Annotated in this window: 17 protein-coding genes and 1 other annotated feature; of the genes, 14 read left to right on the top strand and 3 right to left on the bottom strand. The window is 40.1% G+C overall.

The genetic code is table 11. From position 1 onward, the window contains the following. Window positions 1-247: 247 nt before the first annotated feature. Window positions 248-2,578, top strand: a complete 2,331-nt coding sequence (lon, locus tag A5N88_RS00570; protein ID WP_066261750.1) for an endopeptidase La — start codon at window positions 248-250, stop codon at window positions 2,576-2,578. Continuing rightward, a complete protein-coding gene (gene yihA / locus A5N88_RS00575; RefSeq protein WP_066261751.1) occupies window positions 2,568-3,149 on the top strand; it encodes a ribosome biogenesis GTP-binding protein YihA/YsxC in 582 nt (193 codons plus the stop codon). The genes lon and yihA overlap by 11 nt, the downstream gene beginning before the upstream one ends. 214 nt (window positions 3,150-3,363) lie before the next feature. Here yihA and A5N88_RS00580 read toward each other — a convergent pair whose 3' ends face one another. Continuing rightward, on the bottom strand, window positions 3,364-3,843 hold the full coding sequence (locus A5N88_RS00580; protein WP_066261752.1) for a glutathione peroxidase: 480 nt from the start codon (window positions 3,841-3,843) through the stop codon (window positions 3,364-3,366). 105 nt (window positions 3,844-3,948) lie between these two features. Beyond that, the gene (locus A5N88_RS00585) at window positions 3,949-4,434 is read right to left on the bottom strand and encodes a LiaI-LiaF-like domain-containing protein (RefSeq protein WP_066270086.1); all 486 of its coding nucleotides are present in this window, start codon (window positions 4,432-4,434) and stop codon (window positions 3,949-3,951) included. A 249-nt stretch (window positions 4,435-4,683) separates the two neighbouring features. Here A5N88_RS00585 and hemA point away from each other — a divergent pair, with 249 nt between their 5' ends. The 8 genes from hemA (at window position 4,684) to ysxE (ending at window position 14,186) form a co-directional block, all read left to right on the top strand. Beyond that, the gene (gene hemA, locus A5N88_RS00590; RefSeq protein ID WP_066261759.1) at window positions 4,684-6,039 is read left to right on the top strand and encodes a glutamyl-tRNA reductase; all 1,356 of its coding nucleotides are present in this window, start codon (window positions 4,684-4,686) and stop codon (window positions 6,037-6,039) included. Window positions 6,040-6,057: 18 nt separating this feature from the next. Further along, the gene (gene ccsA, locus A5N88_RS00595; RefSeq protein ID WP_066261760.1) at window positions 6,058-6,891 is read left to right on the top strand and encodes a cytochrome c biogenesis protein CcsA; all 834 of its coding nucleotides are present in this window, start codon (window positions 6,058-6,060) and stop codon (window positions 6,889-6,891) included. A gap of 12 nt (window positions 6,892-6,903) precedes the next feature. After that, window positions 6,904-7,836 (top strand): hydroxymethylbilane synthase, encoded by a 933-nt coding sequence (hemC, locus tag A5N88_RS00600; RefSeq protein WP_066261765.1) that lies wholly within the window; start codon window positions 6,904-6,906, stop codon window positions 7,834-7,836. Then, window positions 7,836-8,624, top strand: coding sequence for a uroporphyrinogen-III synthase (locus A5N88_RS00605; protein WP_066261767.1), 789 nt, complete (start codon window positions 7,836-7,838; stop codon window positions 8,622-8,624). Before hemC ends, A5N88_RS00605 begins: the two co-directional genes overlap by 1 nt. Beyond that, window positions 8,617-9,594, top strand: coding sequence for a porphobilinogen synthase (hemB, locus tag A5N88_RS00610; protein ID WP_066261770.1), 978 nt, complete (start codon window positions 8,617-8,619; stop codon window positions 9,592-9,594). The genes A5N88_RS00605 and hemB overlap by 8 nt, the downstream gene beginning before the upstream one ends. A 58-nt stretch (window positions 9,595-9,652) precedes the next feature. After that, window positions 9,653-10,942: a glutamate-1-semialdehyde 2,1-aminomutase gene (gene hemL, locus A5N88_RS00615; RefSeq protein ID WP_066261773.1), complete on the top strand. Its 1,290-nt coding sequence runs from the start codon at window positions 9,653-9,655 to the stop codon at window positions 10,940-10,942. Window positions 10,943-11,663: 721 nt separating this feature from the next. Then, complete coding sequence (spoVID, locus tag A5N88_RS00620) at window positions 11,664-12,875, top strand: stage VI sporulation protein D (RefSeq protein WP_066261775.1); 1,212 nt, start codon at window positions 11,664-11,666, stop codon at window positions 12,873-12,875. Window positions 12,876-13,181: 306 nt separating this feature from the next. Next, window positions 13,182-14,186 (top strand): spore coat protein YsxE, encoded by a 1,005-nt coding sequence (gene ysxE / locus A5N88_RS00625; protein ID WP_066261777.1) that lies wholly within the window; start codon window positions 13,182-13,184, stop codon window positions 14,184-14,186. A gap of 480 nt (window positions 14,187-14,666) precedes the next feature. Here the strand turns inward: ysxE and A5N88_RS00630 are convergent, their stop codons facing one another. Continuing rightward, window positions 14,667-14,864 (bottom strand): YszA family small membrane protein, encoded by a 198-nt coding sequence (locus tag A5N88_RS00630; protein WP_066261781.1) that lies wholly within the window; start codon window positions 14,862-14,864, stop codon window positions 14,667-14,669. Between the two features lie 157 nt (window positions 14,865-15,021). Next, window positions 15,022-15,262: a binding site (T-box leader), on the top strand. A gap of 53 nt (window positions 15,263-15,315) precedes the next feature. Between A5N88_RS00630 and A5N88_RS00635 the strand changes: the two genes are divergently transcribed. The 4 genes from A5N88_RS00635 (at window position 15,316) to A5N88_RS00650 (ending at window position 24,569) form a co-directional block, all read left to right on the top strand. Further along, window positions 15,316-17,961: a valine--tRNA ligase gene (locus A5N88_RS00635; protein ID WP_066261782.1), complete on the top strand. Its 2,646-nt coding sequence runs from the start codon at window positions 15,316-15,318 to the stop codon at window positions 17,959-17,961. A 148-nt stretch (window positions 17,962-18,109) separates the two neighbouring features. After that, window positions 18,110-19,396: a bifunctional folylpolyglutamate synthase/dihydrofolate synthase gene (locus A5N88_RS00640; RefSeq protein ID WP_066261784.1), complete on the top strand. Its 1,287-nt coding sequence runs from the start codon at window positions 18,110-18,112 to the stop codon at window positions 19,394-19,396. 119 nt (window positions 19,397-19,515) lie between these two features. Then, complete coding sequence (locus tag A5N88_RS00645) at window positions 19,516-21,222, top strand: sensor domain-containing diguanylate cyclase (RefSeq protein WP_083952962.1); 1,707 nt, start codon at window positions 19,516-19,518, stop codon at window positions 21,220-21,222. Between the two features lie 449 nt (window positions 21,223-21,671). Then, on the top strand, window positions 21,672-24,569 hold the full coding sequence (locus tag A5N88_RS00650) for an Ig-like domain-containing protein (RefSeq protein ID WP_066261787.1): 2,898 nt from the start codon (window positions 21,672-21,674) through the stop codon (window positions 24,567-24,569). The last annotated feature ends 211 nt before the right edge of the window (window positions 24,570-24,780 follow it).

The raw sequence follows: 24,780 nt of genomic DNA on the forward strand, positions 1-24,780 counted from the left end.
TGCAGGATTAATTAAGCTGAGGAATAATCCCAGGCCTTTTCGTTTTATGTATCATAAATTAAGGGTATTGTTGAATACTATGAGAAGAAAAAAAAATCCATGGTCATTATAAAAGAGTGTGTATAAAATGGACATGAAAAACCAAATACGTTAGAATTGTAAAAAGATTCACCGGATAGTGGATATTGACAATTCATGTTTGATACATATATGTAAGTGTGTGTTACCTACCTGGAGGTGTAGTATTTTGGCAAAAAAATCTGAAAAGCTTGTCCCGCTTCTTCCGCTAAGGGGGCTGCTTGTGTACCCGACTATGGTCCTTCATTTGGATGTGGGCCGCGATCATTCTGTCCAGGCTCTTGAAGAAGCAATGATGAATGATCATATGATTTTCCTGACAACGCAGAAGGATGTTTCTATAGACGAACCTGGACAAGAGGATCTCTATCAAGTCGGGACTCTTACGAAAGTAAATCAAATGCTTAAGCTGCCAAACGGGACAATCCGTGTCTTGGTAGAAGGGTTAAAAAGGGCGGAAATTGTCCGCTTTTATGATGAAGGGCAGTATTATGCTGTGTCCCTCAAAGAATATGGAGAGGACAAAAAGGCAGATGTAGAAACAGAAGCCCTCATGAGAACTATGCTTGAGTATTTTGAGCAATATATTAAGCTTTCCAAAAAGGTTTCTGCTGAAACCCTGGCAACTGTCCAGGATATTGAGGAGCCTGGAAGGATGGCGGATATTATTGCTTCTCATCTTCCATTGAAGCTTATTCAAAAGCAGGAAATACTGGAAACAGTAAATGTAAAAGATCGTCTAAATAAAGTCATCGACATTATTAATAATGAAAAAGAAGTCTTAAATCTGGAGAAAAAAATTGGCCAGCGTGTGAAGAAGTCGATGGAAAGAACACAAAAAGAGTACTATCTTCGCGAGCAAATGAAAGCCATTCAAAAAGAACTGGGAGACAGAGAGGGGAAAACGGGTGAGGTATCGGATTTAACGGATAAAATCGAGAATTCCGACATGCCGGAGCATGTAAGAAAAACAGCTCTTAGAGAACTGGATCGTTATGAAAAAGTTCCTTCCAATTCAGCGGAAAGCTCTGTCATCCGGACATATTTGGATTGGATTCTATCCCTCCCGTGGACGAACGCAACCGAAGATGACCTCGACCTTTCAAAAGCGGAATACATTTTAAACAGGGACCACCATGGCCTTGAAAAAGTGAAGGAAAGGGTTCTTGAGTATCTGGCTGTTCAAAAGCTGACGCAATCCTTAAAGGGTCCTATTTTATGTCTTGCAGGACCTCCTGGTGTTGGGAAAACCAGTCTTGCACGGTCGATAGCGGAATCACTTGGAAGAAAGTTTGTTCGTGTTTCGCTTGGAGGAGTCCGTGATGAAAGTGAAATTCGAGGCCACCGCAGAACCTATGTAGGGGCAATGCCGGGACGGATTATCCAGGGAATGAAGAAAGCAGGAACCGTTAACCCAGTTTTCCTTCTTGATGAAGTGGATAAAATGTCCAGTGATTTCAGGGGAGATCCTTCCTCCGCTATGCTGGAGGTTCTTGATCCGGAACAAAACCATAATTTCAGCGATCACTATATAGAAGAAACATATGATCTTTCAAAGGTCATGTTTATTGCTACAGCGAATGACCTGTCTACCATTCCCGGACCTCTTCGGGACCGTATGGAAATTATTACGATTGCAGGATATACGGAGCTTGAAAAGATTGGAATCGCAAAAGACCATCTTCTTCCGAAACAAATGAAGGAGCATGGCTTGTCCAAATCCCAAATGCAGGTAAGAGATGATGCGTTCCAAAATATCGTCCGTTATTACACACGTGAAGCAGGGGTGCGCGGATTGGAGCGGGAGATCGCTTCCATCTGCAGAAAAATAGCAAAAATCATTGTTTCGAGCGAGAGGAAACGTGTTATTATTAACGGGAGGAATATTAATGAATATTTGGGCAAGGCGAAATTCCGTTATGGCCAGGCTGAACTAGAAGACCAGGTAGGGGTAGCTACAGGACTAGCCTATACAACTGTGGGCGGAGATACCTTGCAAATTGAAGTTTCACTTTCGCCAGGCAAAGGAAAACTTGTCTTAACCGGAAAACTGGGTGATGTAATGAAGGAGTCCGCCCAGACAGCTTTTAGCTTTGTCCGTTCAAAAGCAAAGGATCTTCATTTAGAAGAAGATTTCCATGAAAAATATGATATTCATATCCATGTTCCTGAAGGGGCTGTACCAAAGGATGGGCCATCGGCGGGCATAACGATCGCCACTGCGCTTATCTCTGCCTTAACAGGGCATGCAATCCACAAAGAAGTGGGAATGACGGGCGAAATTACTCTGCGCGGCCGGGTTCTCCCTATTGGAGGCTTAAAAGAAAAGTCGCTGGGAGCACACCGTGCGGGACTTAAGACGATCATTATTCCACATGATAATGAAAAAGACATCGATGATATTCCAGAAAGTGTAAGGCGTGATTTAACATTTGTTCCTGTATCTCAAATGGATCAGGTGTTGAAGACGGCTTTAATAGGTGATGTATATGAAGGTTAACCAGGTAGAGCTTGTAATAAGTGCAGTAAGGCCGGAACAGTATCCGGATGGGCTGCTTCCCGAATTTGCTTTGGCAGGGAGATCTAACGTTGGGAAATCTTCGTTGATCAATAAGTTGATTAATCGTAAAGCAATGGCAAGGACTTCCTCCAAGCCGGGAAAAACGCAGACGCTTAATTTTTATAAGATTGAAGAGACTCTTTTCTTTGTAGATGTTCCTGGCTACGGCTATGCCAAAGTCTCCAAAACAGAGAGAGAAAAGTGGGGGAAAATGATTGAAACCTATTTTACATCGAGGAAACAGCTGAGGGCAGCTATTCTTATTACAGATGTAAGGCATCCTCCTACTAAGGATGACGTCACGATGTATGAATTCCTTAAGCATCACGGCCTTCCGTGTATAGTCGTTGCCACAAAAGCAGATAAAATCCCGAAAGGAAAATGGGATAAGCATTTAAAAATTACAAGAGAAACGCTTGATTTTGATCCAAGCGATGAACTCATCCTTTTTTCTTCCGAAACAGGACTAGGAAAAGATAAAATGTGGGCAGCTATAAATAGGGCAATGTAGAAAGAAAAGCGGGAGCGCCTTGCACATCGGCGTACGGATTTCAGAGTCTTTGACAGAGATAAAGGAAACTAGATGTTGACTTATCGCAGGGAGGAGACGTAGAAATACGCTAGCCGATAAACATTTTTATACTTTATCTTGTAAAAAAGACCCGGAAATTCATTTCCGGGTCTCTTGCTATTCATTGTTATCCTTTTTAAAAAAGAGGAAGAGCCTATTTCAGCAGCTGTTCAATCTCATTCTTTAAATGAGAGGGTAAAGTACTTGGGGCGTATCTTGCAGTTACCCGGCCTTCCCTGTCAATTAAAAACTTTGTGAAGTTCCATTTTATTTGTCTGCTGCCCATGACTCCTTTTGCCTCTTTTTTTAAGTAAACAAAAAGGGGATGAGTGTTGTTTCCGTTCACCTCGATTTTTTCGAACATGGGAAATGTGACGCCATAATTCAGTGTGCAAAATTCAGCAATTTCCTTACTGCTATCAAGCTCCTGGTTCATAAATTGTCCGCAGGGAAATCCAAGGACCTCAAATCCCTTTTCGAGATAGTGAGTGTACAATTCCTGCAGCTCCTGGTATTGAGGAGTAAAACCGCATTTACTTGCTACATTTACAATGAGAAGAACTTTTCCGCTAAAGTCTTTAAGTGAAATCTCTTCGCCATTTATCGTTTTGGCAGAGTACTGGTAAATATTCAATACATTACACCTCTTTTGCAGTCAGACAAATTTAGTGAGTTTGTTTTTAACACAGCTTTGTTCCTTGGCATGGAGCAATGAGTTGCGACGAAAATGGATCATAATTTATTTTTTTTTGAAAACAATCAGCAGCAATCCGGCAACAACAAGAATAATGGGCCATATATTCTGGATAGACGAAACTTTGTTTTCAAAGGTTCCCAAATTTTGATGAATATTATCATAAAATAAAAGAATGATAGAAAGCAAAAGAAAAAGGGCACCTTGAAAGAATCCAGTCCGGGTTTTTTGATATCGAAGCAAGAAACCAAGTGAAATAATTAAGATAAAGATACCAATATTGTTTGGCCAAACTGAAATTTTATGTACTACCTCAAAGTGAAATCCAAATCCAAAAAGGATGACACCAGGGAGAATGGCTTCATAATCCTTAGCACCATAGCCCTGAGCCAAAAAGGCCAAACCGACAATCATTAATAAAGCTGGCCAGGAGAGATAGTCTTTCAAAAAGGCAGAAGGATGCTGCTGAAAATAAAAATATAATCCAAAACCAATTAAGATGATTCCGGGAAAGATTTTCTGATTTTTCATAAAATCCCCTTTCGTACGGATTACTTGATTATCCCTATGTTTTTTGATACGGTGAATGATGGGCTTAAGATACACAGGGTTCAAGTCATCAGCTTTCCTTTAAAATGGCTTGGATCGTATTAATAAAGTTTAGGTAAGAGCTTTTGACTTATATGATAACATAGGTTTCATTTTATGTTCACATATTTTTAGACTAGGATTTTTGGTACATGTTATAATATAAGTATTGAAATTATTGGGGGTGCTTTTATGCACATCTTAGTGGTTGGTTTAAACTACAAAACAGCCCCTGTCGAGGTTCGTGAGAAGCTTGCTTTTGACGAAAAAGATTTAGGTGCTGCAATGGCTGCTTTAAGCCGTAAAAAAAGCATGCTGGAAAATGTCATTGTTTCGACATGCAACCGCACAGAAATATATGCTGTGGTGGACCAGCTGCATACTGGACGTTACTATATTAAGGACTTCCTTGCAGAATGGTTTCAAATTGACAAGGATGTCTTTTCACCTTATTTATTTATATATGAGCAAGAAGGGGCCATGGAGCATTTATTTAAAGTGATTTGCGGTTTGGATTCCATGGTTCTTGGGGAAACGCAGATATTGGGCCAGATGAAGGAAAGCTTTTTAATAGCACAATCTGAACACGTTACAGGAACTATTTTTAATCAGCTTTTTAAACAGGCTATTACGCTGGCCAAGAAGGCACATTCTCAAACTGAAATTGGATCTCATGCCGTTTCTGTCAGCTATGCTGCAGTTGAGCTTGCGAAAAAGGTATTCGGTTCGCTAAAAGCTAGACATGTCCTTATTCTCGGTGCAGGGAAAATGGGTGAGCTTGCGATTCAAAACCTGCAGGGAAGCGGTGCAACCAACATTACCGTCATAAATAGAACCTATGAAAAAGCGAGAGCCCTGGCAGATCAATATAATGGGAATGCGCTTGTTCTAACGGAGCTAAGCAAGGCGATTACTGATGCAGATATATTAATCAGCTCTACCAGTGCGAGCGGTTATGTAATTACAAAAGCAATGATGGAGGATGTGAATAAACAAAGAAAGGGCCGCCCTTTGTTTATGGTCGATATTGCCGTTCCGCGTGATCTTGATCCGGAAATAGCTGAATTGGAAAGTGTCTTCCTCTATGATATTGATGATCTCGAAGGAATTGTCCAAGCTAACCTTGCAGAAAGGCAGAAGGCAGCTGAACAGATCAGTCTGATGATTGAAGACGAAATTGTTAGCTTTAACCAATGGGTTCATATGCTTGGCGTTGTTCCCATCATAGCAGAGCTCAGGGAAAAAGCTATGGGAATTCAAGCCGATACGATGAAGAGCATTGAAAGAAAAATGCCTAATCTTACAGAGCGTGAAAGGAAGGTTTTAAATAAACATACCAAGAGTATAGTCAATCAGCTGTTAAAAGATCCTGTGTCACAGGTAAAGGAGATTGCTGCACAGGCAAATGCAGCTGAAAGGCTTGAATTGTTTAAGCAAATCTTCAATCTGAGCGATCAAGATCAAAATGAACGAGTGCCAGAGCAGGCTGCTGCAGCTTCAAAGAAGGCAGCTTACCTATTAAATGTAAGTCCAGCCCTAGAATCTTAATGAAGGGCAGGGTACAAGATGTTTAACTTGGTTATGTCCAGGCTGCACGAAGGCATGATTGTCATTTATGCAATCAGCATACTGCTTTATTTTATGGATTTCTTACATCATGATAAGAAGGCGAACCGTATCGCCTTCTGGTTACTTTCGATTGTTTGGATCCTTCAAACAATCTTTTTATTTTTGTATATGGCCCGGACCGGACGATTTCCGGTATTGACCCTTTTTGAGGGGCTGTATTTTTACGCATGGGTCCTGTTAACCCTCTCTCTTTTTATTAATCGTATCTTGAGGGTGGATTTCACCGTTTTTTTTACCAATATTATTGGGTTTTTTATTATGGCAATCCATACATTTGCACCTGTGCAAATGCCCACGACAGCGATGGCAAAAAGATTAATATCGGAGCTTTTGCTTATTCATATTACTATGGCCATCCTATCGTATGCTGCTTTTTCGCTTTCATTTGTATTTTCTTTATTGTATCTGCTTCAATATAAGCTGTTGAAAGAAAAAAAATGGGGTCACAGGCTATGGCGGATGCAGGATCTTTCAAAGCTTGAAAAAATGTCCTATATCTTAAATGTGGCCGGGGTGCCTATGCTGCTATTAAGTTTGATTCTTGGGTTGCAATGGGCCTTTTTAAAGCTCCCTCATTTTTTATGGTACGACCCTAAGATTATCGGTTCATTTGTTCTTTTGATCATTTATGGAATCTATCTATATCTTCGGGTAAGAAAGAATGTATTTGGAAAGTCGCTGGCGTTATGGAATATGGCAGCCTTTTTAATTGTACTTATCAATTTCTTTTTAATAAGCCGTTTATCAGCTTTTCATTTTTGGTATTCTTAGGAGGCATATAAGGTGAGAAAGATTATTATTGGTTCAAGAAGGAGCAAGCTGGCGCTTACTCAGACAAATTGGGTGGCAGACCAACTGAAACAGCTCGGCGTTCCATTTGAATTTGAAATTAAAGAAATAGTGACAAAGGGTGATAAAATCCTTGATGTAACCTTATCTAAAGTGGGCGGCAAAGGTCTCTTTGTGAAGGAGATTGAACAGGCGCTTTTAAATAAAGAAATTGATATGGCTGTCCATAGCATGAAAGACATGCCTGCCGTTTTGCCGGATTATCTGACCATTGGCTGTGTGCCTCCGCGGGAAGATCATCGAGATGCTTTAATTTCGAAAGAAAAGTTTTCTTTACATGATCTTCCAAAAGGAGCGGTGGTCGGCACAAGCAGCCTTAGACGCGGAGCACAGCTGTTATCCCGTCGTCCTGACCTGGAGATTAAGTGGATTCGCGGTAACATTGATACACGCTTGGAAAAGCTTCAAAACGAGGATTATGATGCCATCATTTTAGCTGCTGCCGGGTTAAAACGGATGGGCTGGAGTGAGGACACTGTCACTGAATTCCTTGATCCGGAAATATGCCTGCCAGCTGTTGGGCAGGGTGCCCTGGCAATTGAATGCCGGAAGGATGATCAGGAATTACTAGATCAATTAGCTAAATTGACATCGGAAGCGACAGACCTTACGGTTAAAGCAGAACGGGCCTTTCTTGCGGAAATGGAAGGGGGATGCCAGGTGCCAATCGCAGGCTATGCCTCTCTTTCCGAAGATGGAGAGATATCTCTTAATGGTCTTGTAGCATCACCGGATGGAAAGAAAATCTTTAAAGAAAGAATAGTCGGTAAAGATCCTGAACAGGTCGGAAAGATGGCCGCCGCTGCTTTAAACCGCTATGGGGCGAAGGAATTAATAGATAAAGTGAAACAGGAGCTGGATCACTAATGACCCTGCCTCTTGATGGCAAGCAAGTGCTTATTACAAGGGGATCAGGAGAGGGGAAAAAGCTTTTTGACCAAGTGGAAAAACTTGGCGGGACACCTTTTGTTATCCCCCTTATTGATTTTAAGCCTCAAACAGGCGTGAAAGAGGCTGGGTTTAAAAAAGAGTTATTCACCTACGATTGGGTGATTTTTACAAGCAAGAATGGTGTACGCTATTTTTTTGAACAGGTAAAAGACTTGCCTTATCATCAAAAGTCTTTGAAATTTGCTGTTATAGGAAGCAAAACGAGAGAGTATCTTAGAAAACATTTTGGGATTCAAGCTGACTTTATGCCATCTTCCTTTACTGCCAGGGACTTTGCAGCAGAATTTCTTACAAGCTGCCCTGCCCCTGGCCGAGTGCTGATTCCAAAAGGAAATCTTGCAAATAATTTTATAGCGAAAAGCTTGTTAGAAAAGAAAATCCATGTGGAAGAATGGATTGTTTATACAACCTTTCTCCCGGAAAAAAGTATAGAGAGAATGAAAGATGCACTGTTATCCATTTCGTTTGATTTTGCTCTTTTTTCTTCTCCGTCTGCTTTTCATCATTTCATAGAAGTATTGGAAATCATAAAGGCCGACTTTCCGGAAGGCATGGAGATTGTCAGTATTGGACCAGCTACTACAAGAGCTGTTGAAGCTTATGGTTATCGAGCTTCCTTAACTCCGGCTGTCCATACAATGGATGCAATGATTGAAAGCTTGAAAGAATATATTCTGTCAGGGAGGAACAAACAAAATGAATGAACTACAATTTAAACGCCATAGAAGACTGCGTTCCAATGCCACAATAAGAGCAATGGTCCGTGAAACGCATGTGAAAGTGGAAGATTTTATTTATCCAATTTTCGTCGTAGAAGGTGAAAATATTAAAAACCCTATCCCGTCCATGCCTGGAGTAGAGCAATTATCGCTTGATCAGTTAAAGACAGAGATGGATGAAGTGGTAGCTCTAGGAATAAAGTCCGTTCTCTTATTTGGTATTCCGCTTGTAAAGGATGCAGTTGGCTCAGAGGCGTATCATGACCATGGCATCGTTCAGGAAGCAACAAGGCTGATTAAAGAAGGCTATCCGGAAGTAATGGTTATTGCTGATACATGTCTTTGCGAATATACAGACCATGGACACTGCGGTGTGATTGAAGAAGGAAAAATCTTAAATGATCCAAGTCTTGACCTGCTTGCCAGAACAGCTGTCAGCCAGGCAAAGGCAGGAGCGGATATTATTGCGCCATCCAACATGATGGACGGTTTCGTTGCAGCAATTCGAAAAGGGCTGGATGAAGCAGGCTTTGAGGATATCCCAATCATGTCCTACGCTGTTAAATATGCTTCCGCTTTTTATGGTCCATTTCGAGATGCAGCCGGAAGCGCACCTCAATTTGGGGACCGCAAATCCTATCAGATGGATCCTGCAAACAGGCTGGAGGCATTGAGAGAAGCTCAATCAGATATGGAAGAGGGGGCTGATTTTATTATCGTCAAGCCATCCTTATCCTATCTTGATATCATGAGAGATGTGAAAAACGAGTTTAATGTGCCGGTTGTAGCGTATAATGTAAGTGGAGAATATTCAATGGTTAAAGCTGCTGCACAAAATGGCTGGATCGATGAAAAGACCATTGTCTTAGAAATTCTTACAAGCATGAAACGGGCTGGAGCCGATCTTATTATGACCTATCATGCCAAGGATGCAGCACGCTGGTTAGCAGAATAAATTTAAGGGAATAAAAGCACTGGCTGAATCAGTGCTTTTCCCATACGGAGGATGTAGAATGCGCTCATATGATCAATCCAAAAAAGCCTATGAAGAGGCAGTTACTTTAATGCCGGGAGGGGTTAACAGCCCTGTGCGTGCCTTTCGTTCTGTCCATATGGATCCTATCTTTATGGAACGGGGAAAAGGTTCTAAAATCTATGATATTGATGGCAATGAATACATTGATTACGTTTTATCATGGGGACCGCTTATTCTTGGCCACACGAATGAACGTGTAGTTAATGCGATAAAAAAAGTCGCTGAAATGGGAACAAGCTTTGGTGCACCGACTGTAATCGAGAATAAACTTGCAAAATTAGTGCAGGAACGCGTGCCTTCTATTGAGATTGTTCGTATGGTATCTTCCGGCACGGAAGCGACCATGAGTGCTCTCCGCCTTGCAAGGGGGTATACTGGCCGCAATAAAATAATGAAATTTGAAGGCTGCTACCATGGACATGGGGATTCCCTTTTAATTAAAGCCGGATCCGGAGTGGCGACGCTTGGTCTTCCTGACAGTCCTGGTGTTCCGGAAGGTATTGCAAAGAATACCATTGCCGTGCCGTACAATGATCTGGAAAGTGTACGTTATGCTTTTAGCCGGTTCGGGGATGATATCGCAGCCATAATTGTGGAACCAGTAGCAGGAAACATGGGCGTTGTGCCGCCAAAGCCGGGATTTCTGGAAGGGCTCCGGGACATCACCACTCAGTACGGCTCTTTATTGATTTTCGATGAGGTCATGACAGGCTTTCGAGTGGATTATCAATGTGCTCAAGGCTATTTTGGGGTTACACCTGATATAACATGCCTGGGCAAAGTGATTGGCGGAGGTCTTCCGGTTGGGGCATTCGGTGGGAAAGCAGAGATAATGGAAAGAATTGCGCCAAGCGGTCCTATTTATCAGGCGGGTACACTGTCAGGAAATCCATTAGCAATGACTGCTGGATATGAAACGCTGAGCCAGCTGACACCAGATACGTATAAAGAGTTCAGGAAAAAGGCAGATAAACTGGAAGAGGGCATTTCAAAAGCTGCAAAAAAATATGATATTCCACATACCTTTAACCGGGCAGGATCCATGATCGGCCTTTTCCTGACAAACGAAGAAGTTTTCAACTATGATACGGCAAAGACTTCAGATCTGGAGTTATTTGCTGCTTATTACCGTGAAATGGCATTGAATGGTGTTTTCTTGCCTCCGTCTCAATTTGAAGGTCTTTTCTTATCCACTGCACATACCGATGAAGATATTCAAAAGACCATTGAAGCAGCAGAAAAATCCTTCAGCAGGATAAGAGGATAAAGCCCTCATTTATAATAGACATTAACAAAAAAACATCTTTGGATAGCGGGTTCTGTTTTGAAGTACAAAATCTTTAAACGCACCCTACTTAATATCCAAAATAGATATGAAATGGTCCTGTGATTCGCAGGACCATTTTTTATTGAAATACTACAAAACCATTGATTTAATAAGATTTTTGCTAATGAATTTGGATTAGGGATCCTAAGAATCGCACCTAAATTCGTATATCAAAAAGCAAGGGATTTTCACCTTACATATATTTCTGTATTAAAATGGCTTTATATCAATAAATAGAGGGCAACCATAATCACTGCGATTTGGTGGCCCATACAATTAACTTTTTAAATATTAGTACTCGAAAACAGACCCCGTTAATCTTTAGATGGTTTTTTTGGATATAAGCATAATTTTATTATTTAACCAGGAGGCTCCCAGCCATATCGTAGAAAGCATATGCCTGCAGTGGAAATCACCACCAGGAGAATCAAGGCGTAACCAGTGTTTTGGTTAAAACGAATGCTGAAATTGATCGAAAAGTTGATTGAAGCGGAAGGGACGCAATATTCTGGCAGGAGAGCTTTATATATATTTAAAAAAAGATCCATGTAAAAAAAAAGAATCTGTTCACGTATTACGAATCATATTTCCTCTCCCTATCTCATACAGTTTTAATGACATAGTCATTTATTGTATTGGATCCGAAGGGAGGAAATCCATTATGTCTCAAAATCAATCGTCTTTACGATTTTCATTAGAAGAATCCATTTGGTTTAAAAGAGGACAGGAAGTAGAAGAGCTATTGTCCATTTCTTTAGACCCGGAAATTTCTATTCTTGAACAAGAGGAATATATCTTGATTCAAGGATCTTTGCGTTTGGCTGGTGAATTCAAATCAGAATCGAGTTATACAGAAGATTACCCAGATTTCCAGGGAACATATGTAGATGAGATAAGATATCACGAAGAAGAGGAAAGCTTTGAATTTTATCATCTTTTTCCCGTGGATGTCACTATTCCGAAAGAGCGAATAGAGCAATTGGAGGCTGTAGATGTTCATATCGATTCTTTTGACTATGTCTTTCCTGAAAAAGGATGTTTAAAGCTCAATGCTGACATTACTATCTACGGTCTCGTAAATGACCATACTGAAGAAGAGGCCTATTATCATCAGGAGCATCCAAAGCTGGAGTATGGGCACGAAGAAACATATGATGCCGAGGAGTATGAATATGAGCCTCTAAATCGCGATATTTCATTAGAGGCTGAACCCATTGAAGAACTGGATGAATATGAAGAAGTTGAACTGATCCCGCTTGTCAACCAAAATGAACCATCTGAATTACGCTTTACAGATAAAGATTCAGAAGATAAAAATGAGGATGAAGATTTATACCAACCATTTACTGCAGAAGCTAAACGCAAGCTGGAATTTGAAGCAGATGCCCCTGACTCGCTTCATGACCATGAAGAAAATGAAGTGTCTATTACTTTTTCAAATGAGCAGGAGAACGGGCACCTGCATAATGAATATGACCTTTCCACGATTTATCGTGACGAGAAGCAATCTCACTATGATCATCAGGATTATTATCAGGAGGAATCTTCTTCTTCTCAGAAAAATCAATATGAGGACTCTCTTAGCAAGAAAGAGGAATCTGGTGAAGAAAAACAAGAAAAAGAGAAAAAACCAAAAAAGAAGGATAAGTATGAATCTATATCGTTAACAGACTTCTTTGCTAGAAAAGAGGAAGAAGCACCGGCAAAACTAAAGGTTTGTATTGTGCAGCATGGAGAGACATTGGATTATTTAGCAGAGAAGTATGATATTAATGTTCAACAGATTCTAAGAATGAATCATTTAGACTTAACCCAGGATGTTCATGAAGGGCAGGTATTATACATACCTTCCTATGCAGTGGTGAGAAAATAGCCGTTTCTTAACCCAGAGTCAAGTGTTAACAGGATTTTATTATTCCCTTTCAATTTTTCCATTATGTTATGATGGTATATCCTTTTTGGAAAATTTATGTAACCCATGTAGTCTCTGTTTGGCTCCAGATCCTATCGGATAGCGGATTTCTAAGTCCTCTCACTAAGATAAGGCAACAGCAGCTCCTGAACGGCCTCGCTGTCTTCCCTTTATCTCAGTCGGGGACTATGAAATCCGTACACCGATGAGCAGGGTGCTTTCGCTTTTCTTAAAATCCGCTGGTTGATTTTTTAAGCAGGTGATGGAATGAATGAAAACAAAAACAATGATATTGTCCGAATTTTAAAGGAGTACGGATTAAATCACCCCCATATTGAAAGATACGGAAAAATATACAAGGTTTATTCACAGAATGGAATCTATGCCTTGAAGATCATTTCTCCCACAAGCGGCATCGACTTTGTACGGAACGTTCAGCTTCTTTATCAAAGGGGCTTTAATCGAATTGTTCCTATCTTTCCAACTCTTGATGGAAGGTATGCCATTCTTGAAGAACGATCACTGTATTATTTAATGCCGTGGCTTTCCAATGAGGATAAGGAAGACCGCTTTGCCAAGCATCAAAAAATGTTCAGGGAGCTGGCAAGGCTTCACACTTTGTCTGTAAAGGATATCGCCGTCACCAGTGAAGCAAGAGAGGAGCATTATGAAAGAACGGTAGAGCAATGGGAAAGAGAAGGAGAGTTCTTTGAAGAATTTTTGGAGTACTGTGAAAGAAAATGGTATATGTCACCGTTTGAACTCATGTTTTGCAATTATTATCAAAGTATAAATCAAGCAATGACTTTTTCAAAAACCAAACTGGAGGAGTGGCTCGAAGTATCCAAAGAGGATACTAAAGGAAGAACGGTTATGACCCATGGGAAGGTTTCGATTGAGCATTTTTTATACGATGATAAAGGATATGGTTATTTTACAAACTTCGAAGATTCAAAAATCGCTTCTCCTATCCATGATTTGCTTCCTTTTTTAGTGAGAAGATTGCATGCACAGCCTGGACAATACGATGACACGATTGAATGGATCAATACCTATTTTCGTTATTTCCCATTCAGAAGTGACGAAAAGCTGCTATTCCTAAGTTATCTTGCCCATCCCGGCTCTATTGTTGAAACTGTTCAGGACTATTATTTTAAAAGGAGCAATAAAACGGAGCTTCGGTTTGTGAAAAAATTCCAAAAAGAGTTTTGGCTTTTGAAAAATTCCGAATATGTAGTGATGAAGATGGCGCCGCCGCCAAGTCCTGAATAATGAAATGCCCCTTCCTATCGTATATTCAAAGGAAAGGGCTATTTTTTATGGTGAAAAGTATTTATTTAACTCATAAAAATTGCAAACTGTAAAGTTCATTCGATTTTTGATAACTGCTCGTTTTTTAGTTCATTTTACAGTAAAGAAAGAAACCAAAAGCAAACTTGTTTGCTTTTGGTTTCTTTCTTTACTGTAACCTTTCAGCTATGCTGAAAGGCGTGTGAAACGGCCGTTTCACACGAATGAGCTAAAAAACAACAGTATCCTTTAGCAAAAACCACCATGCTAATCAAATTCACATGATGGCGCATGAAAATTTGTTCTTTCACCCACAGGTTAAGGCAATGATTATTAGCAGAGGCCGTTTGGTTTGATGCTACAAACTCGAAATAAGATTTTTATAGGGTAGCCTTATGAATAAAAAATTTGAGTAACTACCGTCTTTGTTAAATATTAAAATTAAAACAGGCATTCAAATAATTAAAACCATTCGTAGTGATAACCTAAGGCAACGAGAATAAAAATGGCCAGCAATAATACATCAAAGGTTGTAGGAAAGAAAATAGTACGTATTCCTTGAAAGATGGCAAAAGGAATAATCAGCTGCCTGCAAACACCCCTGATGTTTCTTCCCCAGGTTTGAAGTGTATATTTATTAAAACTAAATTTATTCTTCACAATTTCACCTTCTTGCAAGAGATTCTGTATTTAATCTATGATAGAAAATAAATTCTGTGTCTTTTACCCAGGTCCATGAATATTTTTTATAAAATGGGCAATAAATAATTGACGGGAACAATGAAAATTGGATACTATAAAGTATAAATAAATGAAAAGAAATGCAATGACTGGGAAGAGTACAACCGATTCCGCTTTTAGAGAGGGAAATCATCTGCTGAAAGATTTCCTATGCCGGTAATGTTGGAAAGTCGCCCATGAGCAGTTTTTGTGAACCACTTAGTAGCAGAAGCCGGTGAAGAGCCGTTACCTCATCAAGAGCCAGATACAGGCATCCTGTTTTGTTTGTATCTGTGAAAAAAGGTGGTACCGCGAAATTCGCTCCCTTCGTCCTTTTGACGAGGGGAGCTTTTGTATTTTTTGGGTACCAAACAGGAAAGGGATGAACGAAATGGAAACAAATGAAGTGAAAATGCCGACAAAATATGACCCGGCATCCATTGAAAAAGGCCGTTATCAGTGGTGGCTTGAAGGAAAGTTTTTTGAAGCGAAGAACGATGTGGAGAAGGAGCCCTATACAATCGTTATTCCTCCTCCAAACGTCACTGGTAAGCTTCACCTGGGCCATGCATGGGATACAGCCTTGCAAGACATTTTAACAAGAATGAAAAGAATGCAGGGCTATGATGTCCTATGGCTGCCAGGAATGGACCATGCAGGAATTGCAACACAGGCAAAGGTGGATGAGAAGCTTCGCAGTCAGGGAATATCACGCTATGACTTAGGCCGTGAAAAATTTGTAGAAGAAACCTGGAAGTGGAAAGAGGAATATGCAGATTTTATCCGCCAGCAATGGTCGAAGCTTGGATTGGGTCTGGATTATTCCCGTGAAAGGTTTACGCTGGATGAGGGACTGTCAGATGCGGTCCGTAAAGTATTTGTTTCCCTTTATAATAAAGGTCTGATTTATCGCGGAGAATATATTATCAACTGGGATCCGGCAGCAAAAACCGCTCTATCCGACATCGAGGTTATTTATAAGGATGTCCAAGGCGCATTTTACCATATGAAATACCCGCTTTCAGATGGAACGGGCTATATTGAAATTGCGACAACACGCCCTGAAACAATGCTTGGGGATACAGCTGTAGCTGTTCATCCTGAAGATGACCGCTATAAGCATTTAATTGGTAAAGCCGTTATCCTGCCGATTACAGGACGTGAAATTCCCATTGTTGGCGATGATTATGTAGATATGGAATTTGGCTCAGGCGCAGTAAAGATTACACCGGCCCATGACCCGAATGATTTTGAAATCGGCAACCGCCACAATCTTGAAAGAATTCTTGTTATGAACGAAGACGGAACCATGAATGAAAAAGCTCTTCAATACAATGGAATGGACCGTTTTGAATGCCGTAAGCAGCTGGTGAAGGATCTTAAAGAGCAGGGCGTCCTTATTAAAATTGAAGAACACCTGCACTCAGTAGGCCATTCAGAACGCAGCGGTGCGGTAGTAGAGCCGTATTTATCCACTCAATGGTTTGTTAAAATGCAGCCTTTAGCAGATGCGGCTGTTGAGCTTCAAGAATCAGAAACCAAGGTTCACTTTGTACCGGACCGTTTTGAAAAAAATTATATGCGCTGGATGGAAAATATACGCGACTGGTGTATTTCTCGACAGCTTTGGTGGGGACATCGGATTCCTGCCTGGTACCATAAAGAAACAGGAGAAGTATACGTAGGTATGGAGGATCCTAGTGACTCTGAAAATTGGGAGCAGGATTCAGATGTGCTCGATACCTGGTTCAGCTCCGCTTTATGGCCATTTTCCACAATGGGCTGGCCAGATACAGAAGCACCTGATTTCAACCGTTATTATCCGACAAACTGCCTTGTAACCGGCTATGATATTATTGGATTCTGGGTATCCAGGATGATATTCCAGGGACTTGAATTTACAGGCAGACGTCCGTTTAAGGATGTTCTGATTCATGGACTTGTCAGGGATGAACAAGGCCGAAAAATGAGTAAATCTCTCGGCAATGGAGTAGATCCGATGGATGTTATCGAGAAATACGGTGCTGATTCACTTCGTTATTTCTTGACAACAGGCAGCTCTCCTGGACAGGATTTGCGCTTTAGTTACGAAAAAGTTGAATCCGTTTGGAACTTTGCAAATAAAATCTGGAATGCTTCCCGCTTTGCATTGATGAACATGAAAGGCCTTAAGTATGATGAAATTGACTTAAGCGGGAAAAAATCGGTTGCGGATAAATGGATCCTGACAAGATTAAATGAAACCATTGATACTGTTACAAAGCTGGCAGACCGTTATGAATTCGGGGAAGTAGGCCGTGCGCTCTATAACTTCATCTGGGATGACTTCTGTGACTGGTATATCGAAATGGCCAAATTGCCTTTATATGGCGACGATGAGGAAGCTAAGAAAACGACTCGTTCCGTTCTGGCTTATGTTTTAGATAATACGATGAGACTGCTTCATCCGTTTATGCCATTCATTACCGAGGAAATATGGCAAAACCTTCCTCATGAAGGGGAGTCCATTACCATTGCAAGCTGGCCGGAATTCAAAGAGGAATTGCATGATGAATCAGCAGCTGAAGAAATGAAGCTCCTTGTGGATATTATCCGCGCAGTACGCAATATCCGTGCAGAGGTAAACACTCCGTTAAGCAAAAAAATTAAATTAATCATTAAGGCAAAAGATGAACAAATTTTAACTTCCCTATCGAACAATCAAGCCTACATTGTACGGTTCTGTAATCCGGAGGAGCTGACGGTGTCTGTTGATGCTTCGGCACCTGAGAAAGCTATGACAGCTGTTGTAACTGGTGCAGAGCTTTATTTGCCGCTTGAGGGATTAATTAATATAGAAGAAGAGCTTGCAAGGCTTGGAAAAGAATTAGAGAAATGGACGAAAGAAGTTGAGCGCGTCCAGAAAAAACTAGGCAATGAAAAATTTGTGAGCAAGGCCCCACAAAGCGTTGTTGACGAAGAAAAAGCCAAAGAAAGAGATTATCTTGAAAAACAGGCAGCTGTTAAAGAGAGAATTAACGAACTAAAGGGCGAATAACATTTTGTTTTTGCTTCTAACTTAAGGAGGGAATTGTTTTCAATTTCCTCCTTAATATAAATGGTGATAATAAACGTTTGCGGCCAATCTGACACCCTTAAAGATGGCTGATTTTTGCGTGCAATTTAAATGAAAATAGGTGATGGATATGATAAATTCCTACGAGGAAGCGATTCATTGGATTTCTTCCCGTTTAAGATTTGGCATTAAGCCTGGTCTTGACAGGATGAACTGGGTAATGAATAAGCTTGGAAACCCGGAAAGGAATCTTAAGGTTGTTCATGTCGGAGGGACCAATGGAAAAGGATCCACCGTTACGTATATACGTTCCATCCTGAATGAGGCAGGAAAACAAGTAGGCACCTTTACCTCTCCCTATATTGAAGAATTTAATGAACGAATTAGTGTGAATGGCAAACCTATTGCTGATGATGAAATTGTTCATTTGGTCACGGTAATCAAACCCCTTGCAGAAGAACTGGAAATGACAAACCTGGGAAGCCTTACTGAATTCGAAATCATTACATGCATGGCTATCTATTATTTTGGTGAAGTGAACCCTGTTGATTTCACTATATTTGAAGTAGGGTTAGGCGGACGCCTGGATTCAACAAACATTTTGAGTCCCATCCTCACAGTGATTACCAATATCGGGTGGGATCACATGAATATTTTGGGGAATACCATTTCTGAAATAGCTACAGAAAAAGCGGGTATTATGAAAGAAGGAATCCCGCTCATTACAGCAGCTGCTCAAGAGGATGCATTAAAGGTTTTCTATGAGAAAGCAAGACAGCTGAATGTAACTATTTTTGAAAAAAACAAAGACTTTATAGTGTCAAAAGAATCGGTCCTGCCTGAAGGGGAGCAGTTTAGCTTCACACACGGGGCTTTGCAATATAACGATTTAGCCATATCCATGCTTGGAGTCCATCAAATTGAGAATGCATCCCTTGCTGTGATGGCAGCAGTCTGTCTTTCTGTTTCCGAAGAACACATACGGAATGGCTTGAAAAAGGGTTTTTGGCCTGGAAGAATGGAAGTTCTGCACAAAAATCCTCTCGTGCTGGTGGATGGTGCCCATAATCCGGAGGGTGTCAGAGCAATGAGGAAGGCAGTTCAACTACATTATGCTTCCTATAAGAAGAAGATTGTTTTTGCTGCATTAAGGGACAAAGACCTGACAGATATGTTTAAAGAGCTAAAGCAGCTGGATGGAAACTACTATTTTACAGAATTTGATTACGAGAGGGCCTCGAGTGCCGAACAGCTTTTGGAAAAAAGCGGCTTTCAAAATGCAACAGCAGCAGAGGACTATAAAAGCCTGTTAAAAGAACTTCTAAAGGATTTAAAAGAAGAGGAAATGCTGGTTATTTCGGGGTCACTTTATTTTATTTCTGAAGTAAAGCATTATATGAAAAAAATTCTTTTTTAAAATGCTCGCAAAAACAAGAATTGGTAGAGATTTCGAAATATTTAATGACTTAGGTCTGTTTTTTTGGTAAAATATCTTAAAAACCATGACAAATTTACTAAACGGAGAGAAGGATTCAAATGAAATTTACTGCTGCTAGAAAAATGTTTTTTCTTTTAAGTTGGGTTGCTCTTGTGCCAGCAGGTTTTTTTCTAGCTTTTCATTTTTTTCCGCCTCACTCATTAACGATATGGACAGTGCTGTCTTTTATGGTGTTAGTAGGAGTGATTTCTTATTTTCCCATCATTATTAACGAAACGCCTATCTTCTTGGTGGCATGGATTACTCTTGCAGGCTTTTTGACCTATGGCTTGTTTTTTGACCTGGTCCTTATACAATTTTCTATTATTGTTCTATCCTTATCCTTAAGAAGAAGGAAGGATGAGTTATTTCGGTACTTCGTAAATTCGCTTATTTTCCTTATCGTATCGGTATTTAGCGGCTTAGCGTATTATGTGATGGGTGGGAGAACCGGACAAGCCAGCCTGTCGGGAGATTTATTTCCTTTAATTGTATATCAATGCGTTTATTTTATTTTAAATGCTGCTTTGATTCAAACCATCAGTCGTATTTTTAAATTGAAGAAAAGAGTGGTGGGCAGTGACACTCTTTGGGATTTGTTTACGGTGATGATGGTCATTCCATTAAGTTTAAGCCTGTATTATTTAAACCAATATATTGGTGTTAGTTCTTTTATACTAATCGGTGTTCCATTTGTCAGTTTTTCGTTAATTCTCCGTTTATATAATTCTTCTGAACGTGTAAATGAGTATTTGCAAAAAGCAGCAGAGATTGGGCACCAGTTAACAGAGATATGGCAGGTGGGTGAGGTTCTGGATTTTTTTATTCAGAAAATCTCACAAACCCTGACAGTAGACTATGCGTATATATTAGACGTTATTAATAATGAACTGATTTTGCTGCGAGGAGTAGAGCATGGCCAGCAATGGAAGGGAGATTTTTCTCCTCAAAGAAAAAATGAGGGAATTGCCGGAAGAGTGTGGGGTACAGGAAAAGCCGTTTTGTATAGGGAAAAGTCGGAATGGAAAGATGAGATAGAAGGATATGTTCCTGAAAACCTGGAAAGCATCCTTTGTGTGCCTATATTTAAAAATCAAAGCGTTGAGGGGGTCCTTTTTCTCGGGTCTACACGAAAAAATATGTATGAAAAATACCAATTGGCAATTCTTGATATTCTTTGCTCGTATTTTGTAGTTGCACTTATGAACGCACGCCACCACGAAATTACGAAAAGCATGAGTGAGCACTGCTCCCTGACAAAGCTTTACAACTATCGCTATTTTGAAAATTTATTAACAGCCGAATTTCGAAAGCTTGCTAAAAAAACACGCAGGTGCCTTTCTTTGATCATGTTGGACATTGATGATTTTAAGAAGATCAACGATACATACGGCCATCAATCGGGGAATGAAATTTTAGTGAAAATGGCTGCAAGAATTAAAAGCCTTATTGGGGAGCAGGGGACGGTTGCCCGCTACGGAGGCGAGGAATTTGTTATTTTGCTGCCTGATATGGAAAAGAGTGCTGCTCTTCACTTAGCCGAAACAATAAGAGGTACCATTGCAAATCGTTCTTTTACGATTCACGATTCACTTGATGAGGACTATACCCAAATTCAAGTGGATGTGACGGTCAGTATTGGCGTAGCAGCTGCACCAGAAGATGCAGAGGATGGCCTTTCTCTAATAAGGCATGCCGACCGTGCCCTGTACATTGGGGCGAAACGCGCGGGAAAAAACCGTGTGGCAGAGTATGTCAAAGCTTAATAAATAGTATGAGAGCCTGCAAAAAATCAAGCATTGTTTTTTTGCAGGTTTATTTTTATCTAGGATCTTTTCGTAAAGTTTGCTTCTAATTAACACAAAAAAGTGATTTAAAAATCAAGATTTAGTATAAAAGATGTAAATTGCTTACGAAAAGATACCACGAATACAGACAACATACGGAATGATGTCTTCTACTTAAATCTACAATTCATGCGAAGATATCCTTTATTTAAAGGGTGCTTTCAATTGGACTTATAAGTTGAACAAAATTACAAGCAATACAACGGCATCCCTTGACCAAAAGAATAAAAAGATTGGGAAAAGAACTTTAATGATGAAAAAAATTATCGATACCTCCGTCAAAAGTACTATAAAATTTATGGGTAGATTGATATAATTATCCATATCATTCTACTATTGCTAAAAATAGTATAAAAGAGGAGAACGAGATGCGACCAAATCTCAGCAAAGCAGGATTATTACTGATTTTTTTATTTGTTATCTCCATAGGTTATCAGCCGGCTCCCAGTGCTGCTGCAACCACAGCCGCTCCATCGGTGGATTTTAGTGTACAGCCTTCAGCAACCAGCTATATTTTACCGGCAGGGGGAAAAGCAAATGGAAATTTGAATGTCAGTATTTTTCCGAAGGGAATGGCAACGAATGAACAAAGACAGCCGATAGCTGTATATTTTGTTGAGGACACATCGGGGTCGATGAGCGATGTATACAATGGTGCCCGAAAGGATACAACCGCAAAGAATGCCCTTTCTCAGGCATTGAACTATTTTAGCCAAAACTCTCAACCTCTAGATCAGTATACTTTTATTCCTTTCGACTCTACTATAAGTGATAAGTTCTACAGTTACTGTACTGGGAATTATTGGTTTGGTGGTTGTCAGCTGGGAGAGGTAAAACCCGCTACAGGGATAACTAATATTCAAACTATGATTAATGGATTGGATTCTGTTAGTTATGGAGGAACAAACTATAGCCAGCCACTCGATTTAATATCTAGTTCAACAAGTACATCAGCTAATACAAAGAAATATATTATTTTTTTAACAGATGGAGAACCTACTTCCCTTCAAAGAAATGAAACAATTACTTACAATAAAAATACCTACACCAATACACCTGTAACATATACTCTTTACTCAAATAATACTGCAAGTGAAGTTGCTGTAATAAATAATAAAAATACAACGTTAAGCACAGATTATAATTATATACAGTCTGTTATTGACAGTCAGGCTCTGGCATCTGCAGACAATCTTGCTGCAAATAAAATAACAATGTACAGTTTTGCTCTTGCGCAAAAAGGGGATGTTAATTTTCAGCTTTTGGATAACATGTCCAAAAAAACAGGAGGCTATGCAGTTCCTGGTGATCCTAGTAATCTTTCTTCACTCTTCGCAGACATTACATCCAAATTCACCGCTCCTTCCATAAGCGGAGAAGTAACGATTGATCTTAGTAAGTACAAAAATACTGTTCAAGTAGTTCCGGGTTCGGATGCCTATATTGACAGCAATAATGTAGCCCATATAAACTTTAACTTCAGCTATCCAATAAACAAGAGTCCGACTCCAAATGAAATAGATGATTCTTTGCCTCTAACATTCAGCAGTACAGGTACTTACACTTTTGATAATATTAAATTAAATTATACAGACCTAAATGGAAATCAGGTTACGAAATCACAATCTCCTATAACTGTTAATGTAACAAATGATATGGCGGCGACATTCAATAGTACAGTATCACTGAATACGGTTCATAATCCTCCGGAGAGTTTGATTAAACAGGGCACAACTGATTCTGAATTAAATCAGTTTCAGGTTGAATATTCTATAACTCCCACAGGACTTGTGAATACTGCTGCTGCGGGAAATTTAAATACTTTTACCATGATACAGCCTTTACCGGCCGGTATATCTCTTGCAAGCAGCCAATTAACCATAAAAAGCGGGAATAGTTTTTTAGGAAGTGCAACAGCCAATCAGATTAGTACTGCTTCAGGACAAGCTGTTCAAATTACCATTCCTTCTACAATAGGGTATAAAAATGGCAGTTTTGATCTGACTAACTTTACATTTGATGTTACTTTAAAAGCAGATTGGGCTCAATCGAGCACAACCATCCCAAACTCAACAATGACATATTCAGACTCGAGATTTGGTCAGCAAACTATAACGCTGAGCGGTCCTCCATCAAAAGTAAATATGAAGGTAAATATAAATGACAGTAATTTTTGCTATACCGGAGATTATTCAGGGGCACTGCAGAAAATAAGTACAACGAACAGCAATGGATATACAATAGGACAAATTGTGTCTGAAACGCAGGCTTCAGATGCGAATCTCCCTGCCAAACCGATTATGGGAATGACTTTGGTTAACGGCCAAAAAATCCAAATTACCTATAACGATCAATCAACAGGTTATCTGTATCTTAGACCGGACTTTCAGCTGAATGAGACTCCGACAGGAAAAATACTTGCAAATGGGGATACAACAGCAGGACCAGTATCGTTTAAGGTTACTAATCTTGTTGGCGGTAAAAATGTAGTATATGAATACAGCATTACATCTGATACGGGAAGTACGAGCTGGACTGCATTTGATCCAAGCGGTACCATATCCATCCCTAGCGGATATTTAGGGAATGTTAAGGTGGATATACGGGCAACAGGGGGATTTTCTCCAGATCAGACTCCAGTAGAGAAATCGATTGTCATTCAAAGGCTTGTTAGCTCCATTTCTGTTTCGCCTAATCCGATAAGCCTCCTTGCTGGCTCATCTCTAGGATTTACCGTAACCGTGTCACCATCGGATGCACTAAATAAAACCTTGAATTATTCCATTCAGAATCCTGCCGGCCAAACGGTGGCCACTCTGGTTAATAATAATACAATCCTTGGGCAGTCGGCAGGTACTGCGACCTTAATTATTAAATCGGTTGATGGCTCGAATATTCAGGTCAGTGTACCTATTACGGTTCAGAATCCGTATATTGCTCTTACCGGTATGCAATTTACACAGCCTAAATACACATTAAATGTTGGCGATACGCTGGAGCTTAATCCTAGTATAATCTTTAATCCATCCAACGCGACGAATAAAAATCTTAAGAGTGTTACAGCGACAAATAATAGTGTTGTCACGATCGTTCAACGTACAGATGGAACCTGGTATCTAAAAGCCTTGCAATCAGGATATTCCACCATTAAGGCTATATCCTCTGATAATGCTAATTTATCAGATACAGCCGTTATTCAAGTAAATCCTGCCGGGTCCTCCGGTGGCGGCGGAAGCTCAGGCTCTTCAACAGATGGCAAGTGGTAAAAGGAAAGAGTAAAAAGAAAAAGAGGGTGACTCAAAAAGCGGGACTATGCCGCTGAATAGAGTCATCCTTTTTTACTACTGAAAAAAAAAGGAAAAAGGTAGGGGGATTTTTCTATTTTGTTTTAGACTAGGCTACCATGAAATCAATTCATGCGGGTTCAAAAATTAAGCCAAACCGACTTATGGTAATCATTATTGTCTAATTGATATG

Source organism: Heyndrickxia acidicola, from assembly GCF_001636425.1.
GTDB lineage: Bacteria > Bacillota > Bacilli > Bacillales > Bacillaceae_C > Bacillus_AE > Bacillus_AE acidicola.

What these genes read in the sequence shown, in the direction of transcription:
- A5N88_RS00605 (WP_066261767.1), top strand. Translation starts at nt 7,836, where the DNA reads ATGACCCTGCCTCTTGATGGCAAGCAAGTGCTTATTACAAGGGGATCA.
- ccsA (WP_066261760.1), top strand. Translation starts at nt 6,058, where the DNA reads ATGTTTAACTTGGTTATGTCCAGGCTGCACGAAGGCATGATTGTCATT.
- A5N88_RS00645 (WP_083952962.1), top strand. Translation starts at nt 19,516, where the DNA reads ATGAAATTTACTGCTGCTAGAAAAATGTTTTTTCTTTTAAGTTGGGTT.
- hemL (WP_066261773.1), top strand. Translation starts at nt 9,653, where the DNA reads ATGCGCTCATATGATCAATCCAAAAAAGCCTATGAAGAGGCAGTTACT.
- ysxE (WP_066261777.1), top strand. Translation starts at nt 13,182, where the DNA reads ATGAATGAAAACAAAAACAATGATATTGTCCGAATTTTAAAGGAGTAC.
- A5N88_RS00650 (WP_066261787.1), top strand. Translation starts at nt 21,672, where the DNA reads ATGCGACCAAATCTCAGCAAAGCAGGATTATTACTGATTTTTTTATTT.
- A5N88_RS00635 (WP_066261782.1), top strand. Translation starts at nt 15,316, where the DNA reads ATGGAAACAAATGAAGTGAAAATGCCGACAAAATATGACCCGGCATCC.
- spoVID (WP_066261775.1), top strand. Translation starts at nt 11,664, where the DNA reads ATGTCTCAAAATCAATCGTCTTTACGATTTTCATTAGAAGAATCCATT.
- hemA (WP_066261759.1), top strand. Translation starts at nt 4,684, where the DNA reads ATGCACATCTTAGTGGTTGGTTTAAACTACAAAACAGCCCCTGTCGAG.
- A5N88_RS00640 (WP_066261784.1), top strand. Translation starts at nt 18,110, where the DNA reads ATGATAAATTCCTACGAGGAAGCGATTCATTGGATTTCTTCCCGTTTA.
- yihA (WP_066261751.1), top strand. Translation starts at nt 2,568, where the DNA reads ATGAAGGTTAACCAGGTAGAGCTTGTAATAAGTGCAGTAAGGCCGGAA.
- A5N88_RS00585 (WP_066270086.1), bottom strand. Translation starts at nt 4,434, where the DNA reads ATGAAAAATCAGAAAATCTTTCCCGGAATCATCTTAATTGGTTTTGGA.
- hemB (WP_066261770.1), top strand. Translation starts at nt 8,617, where the DNA reads ATGAATGAACTACAATTTAAACGCCATAGAAGACTGCGTTCCAATGCC.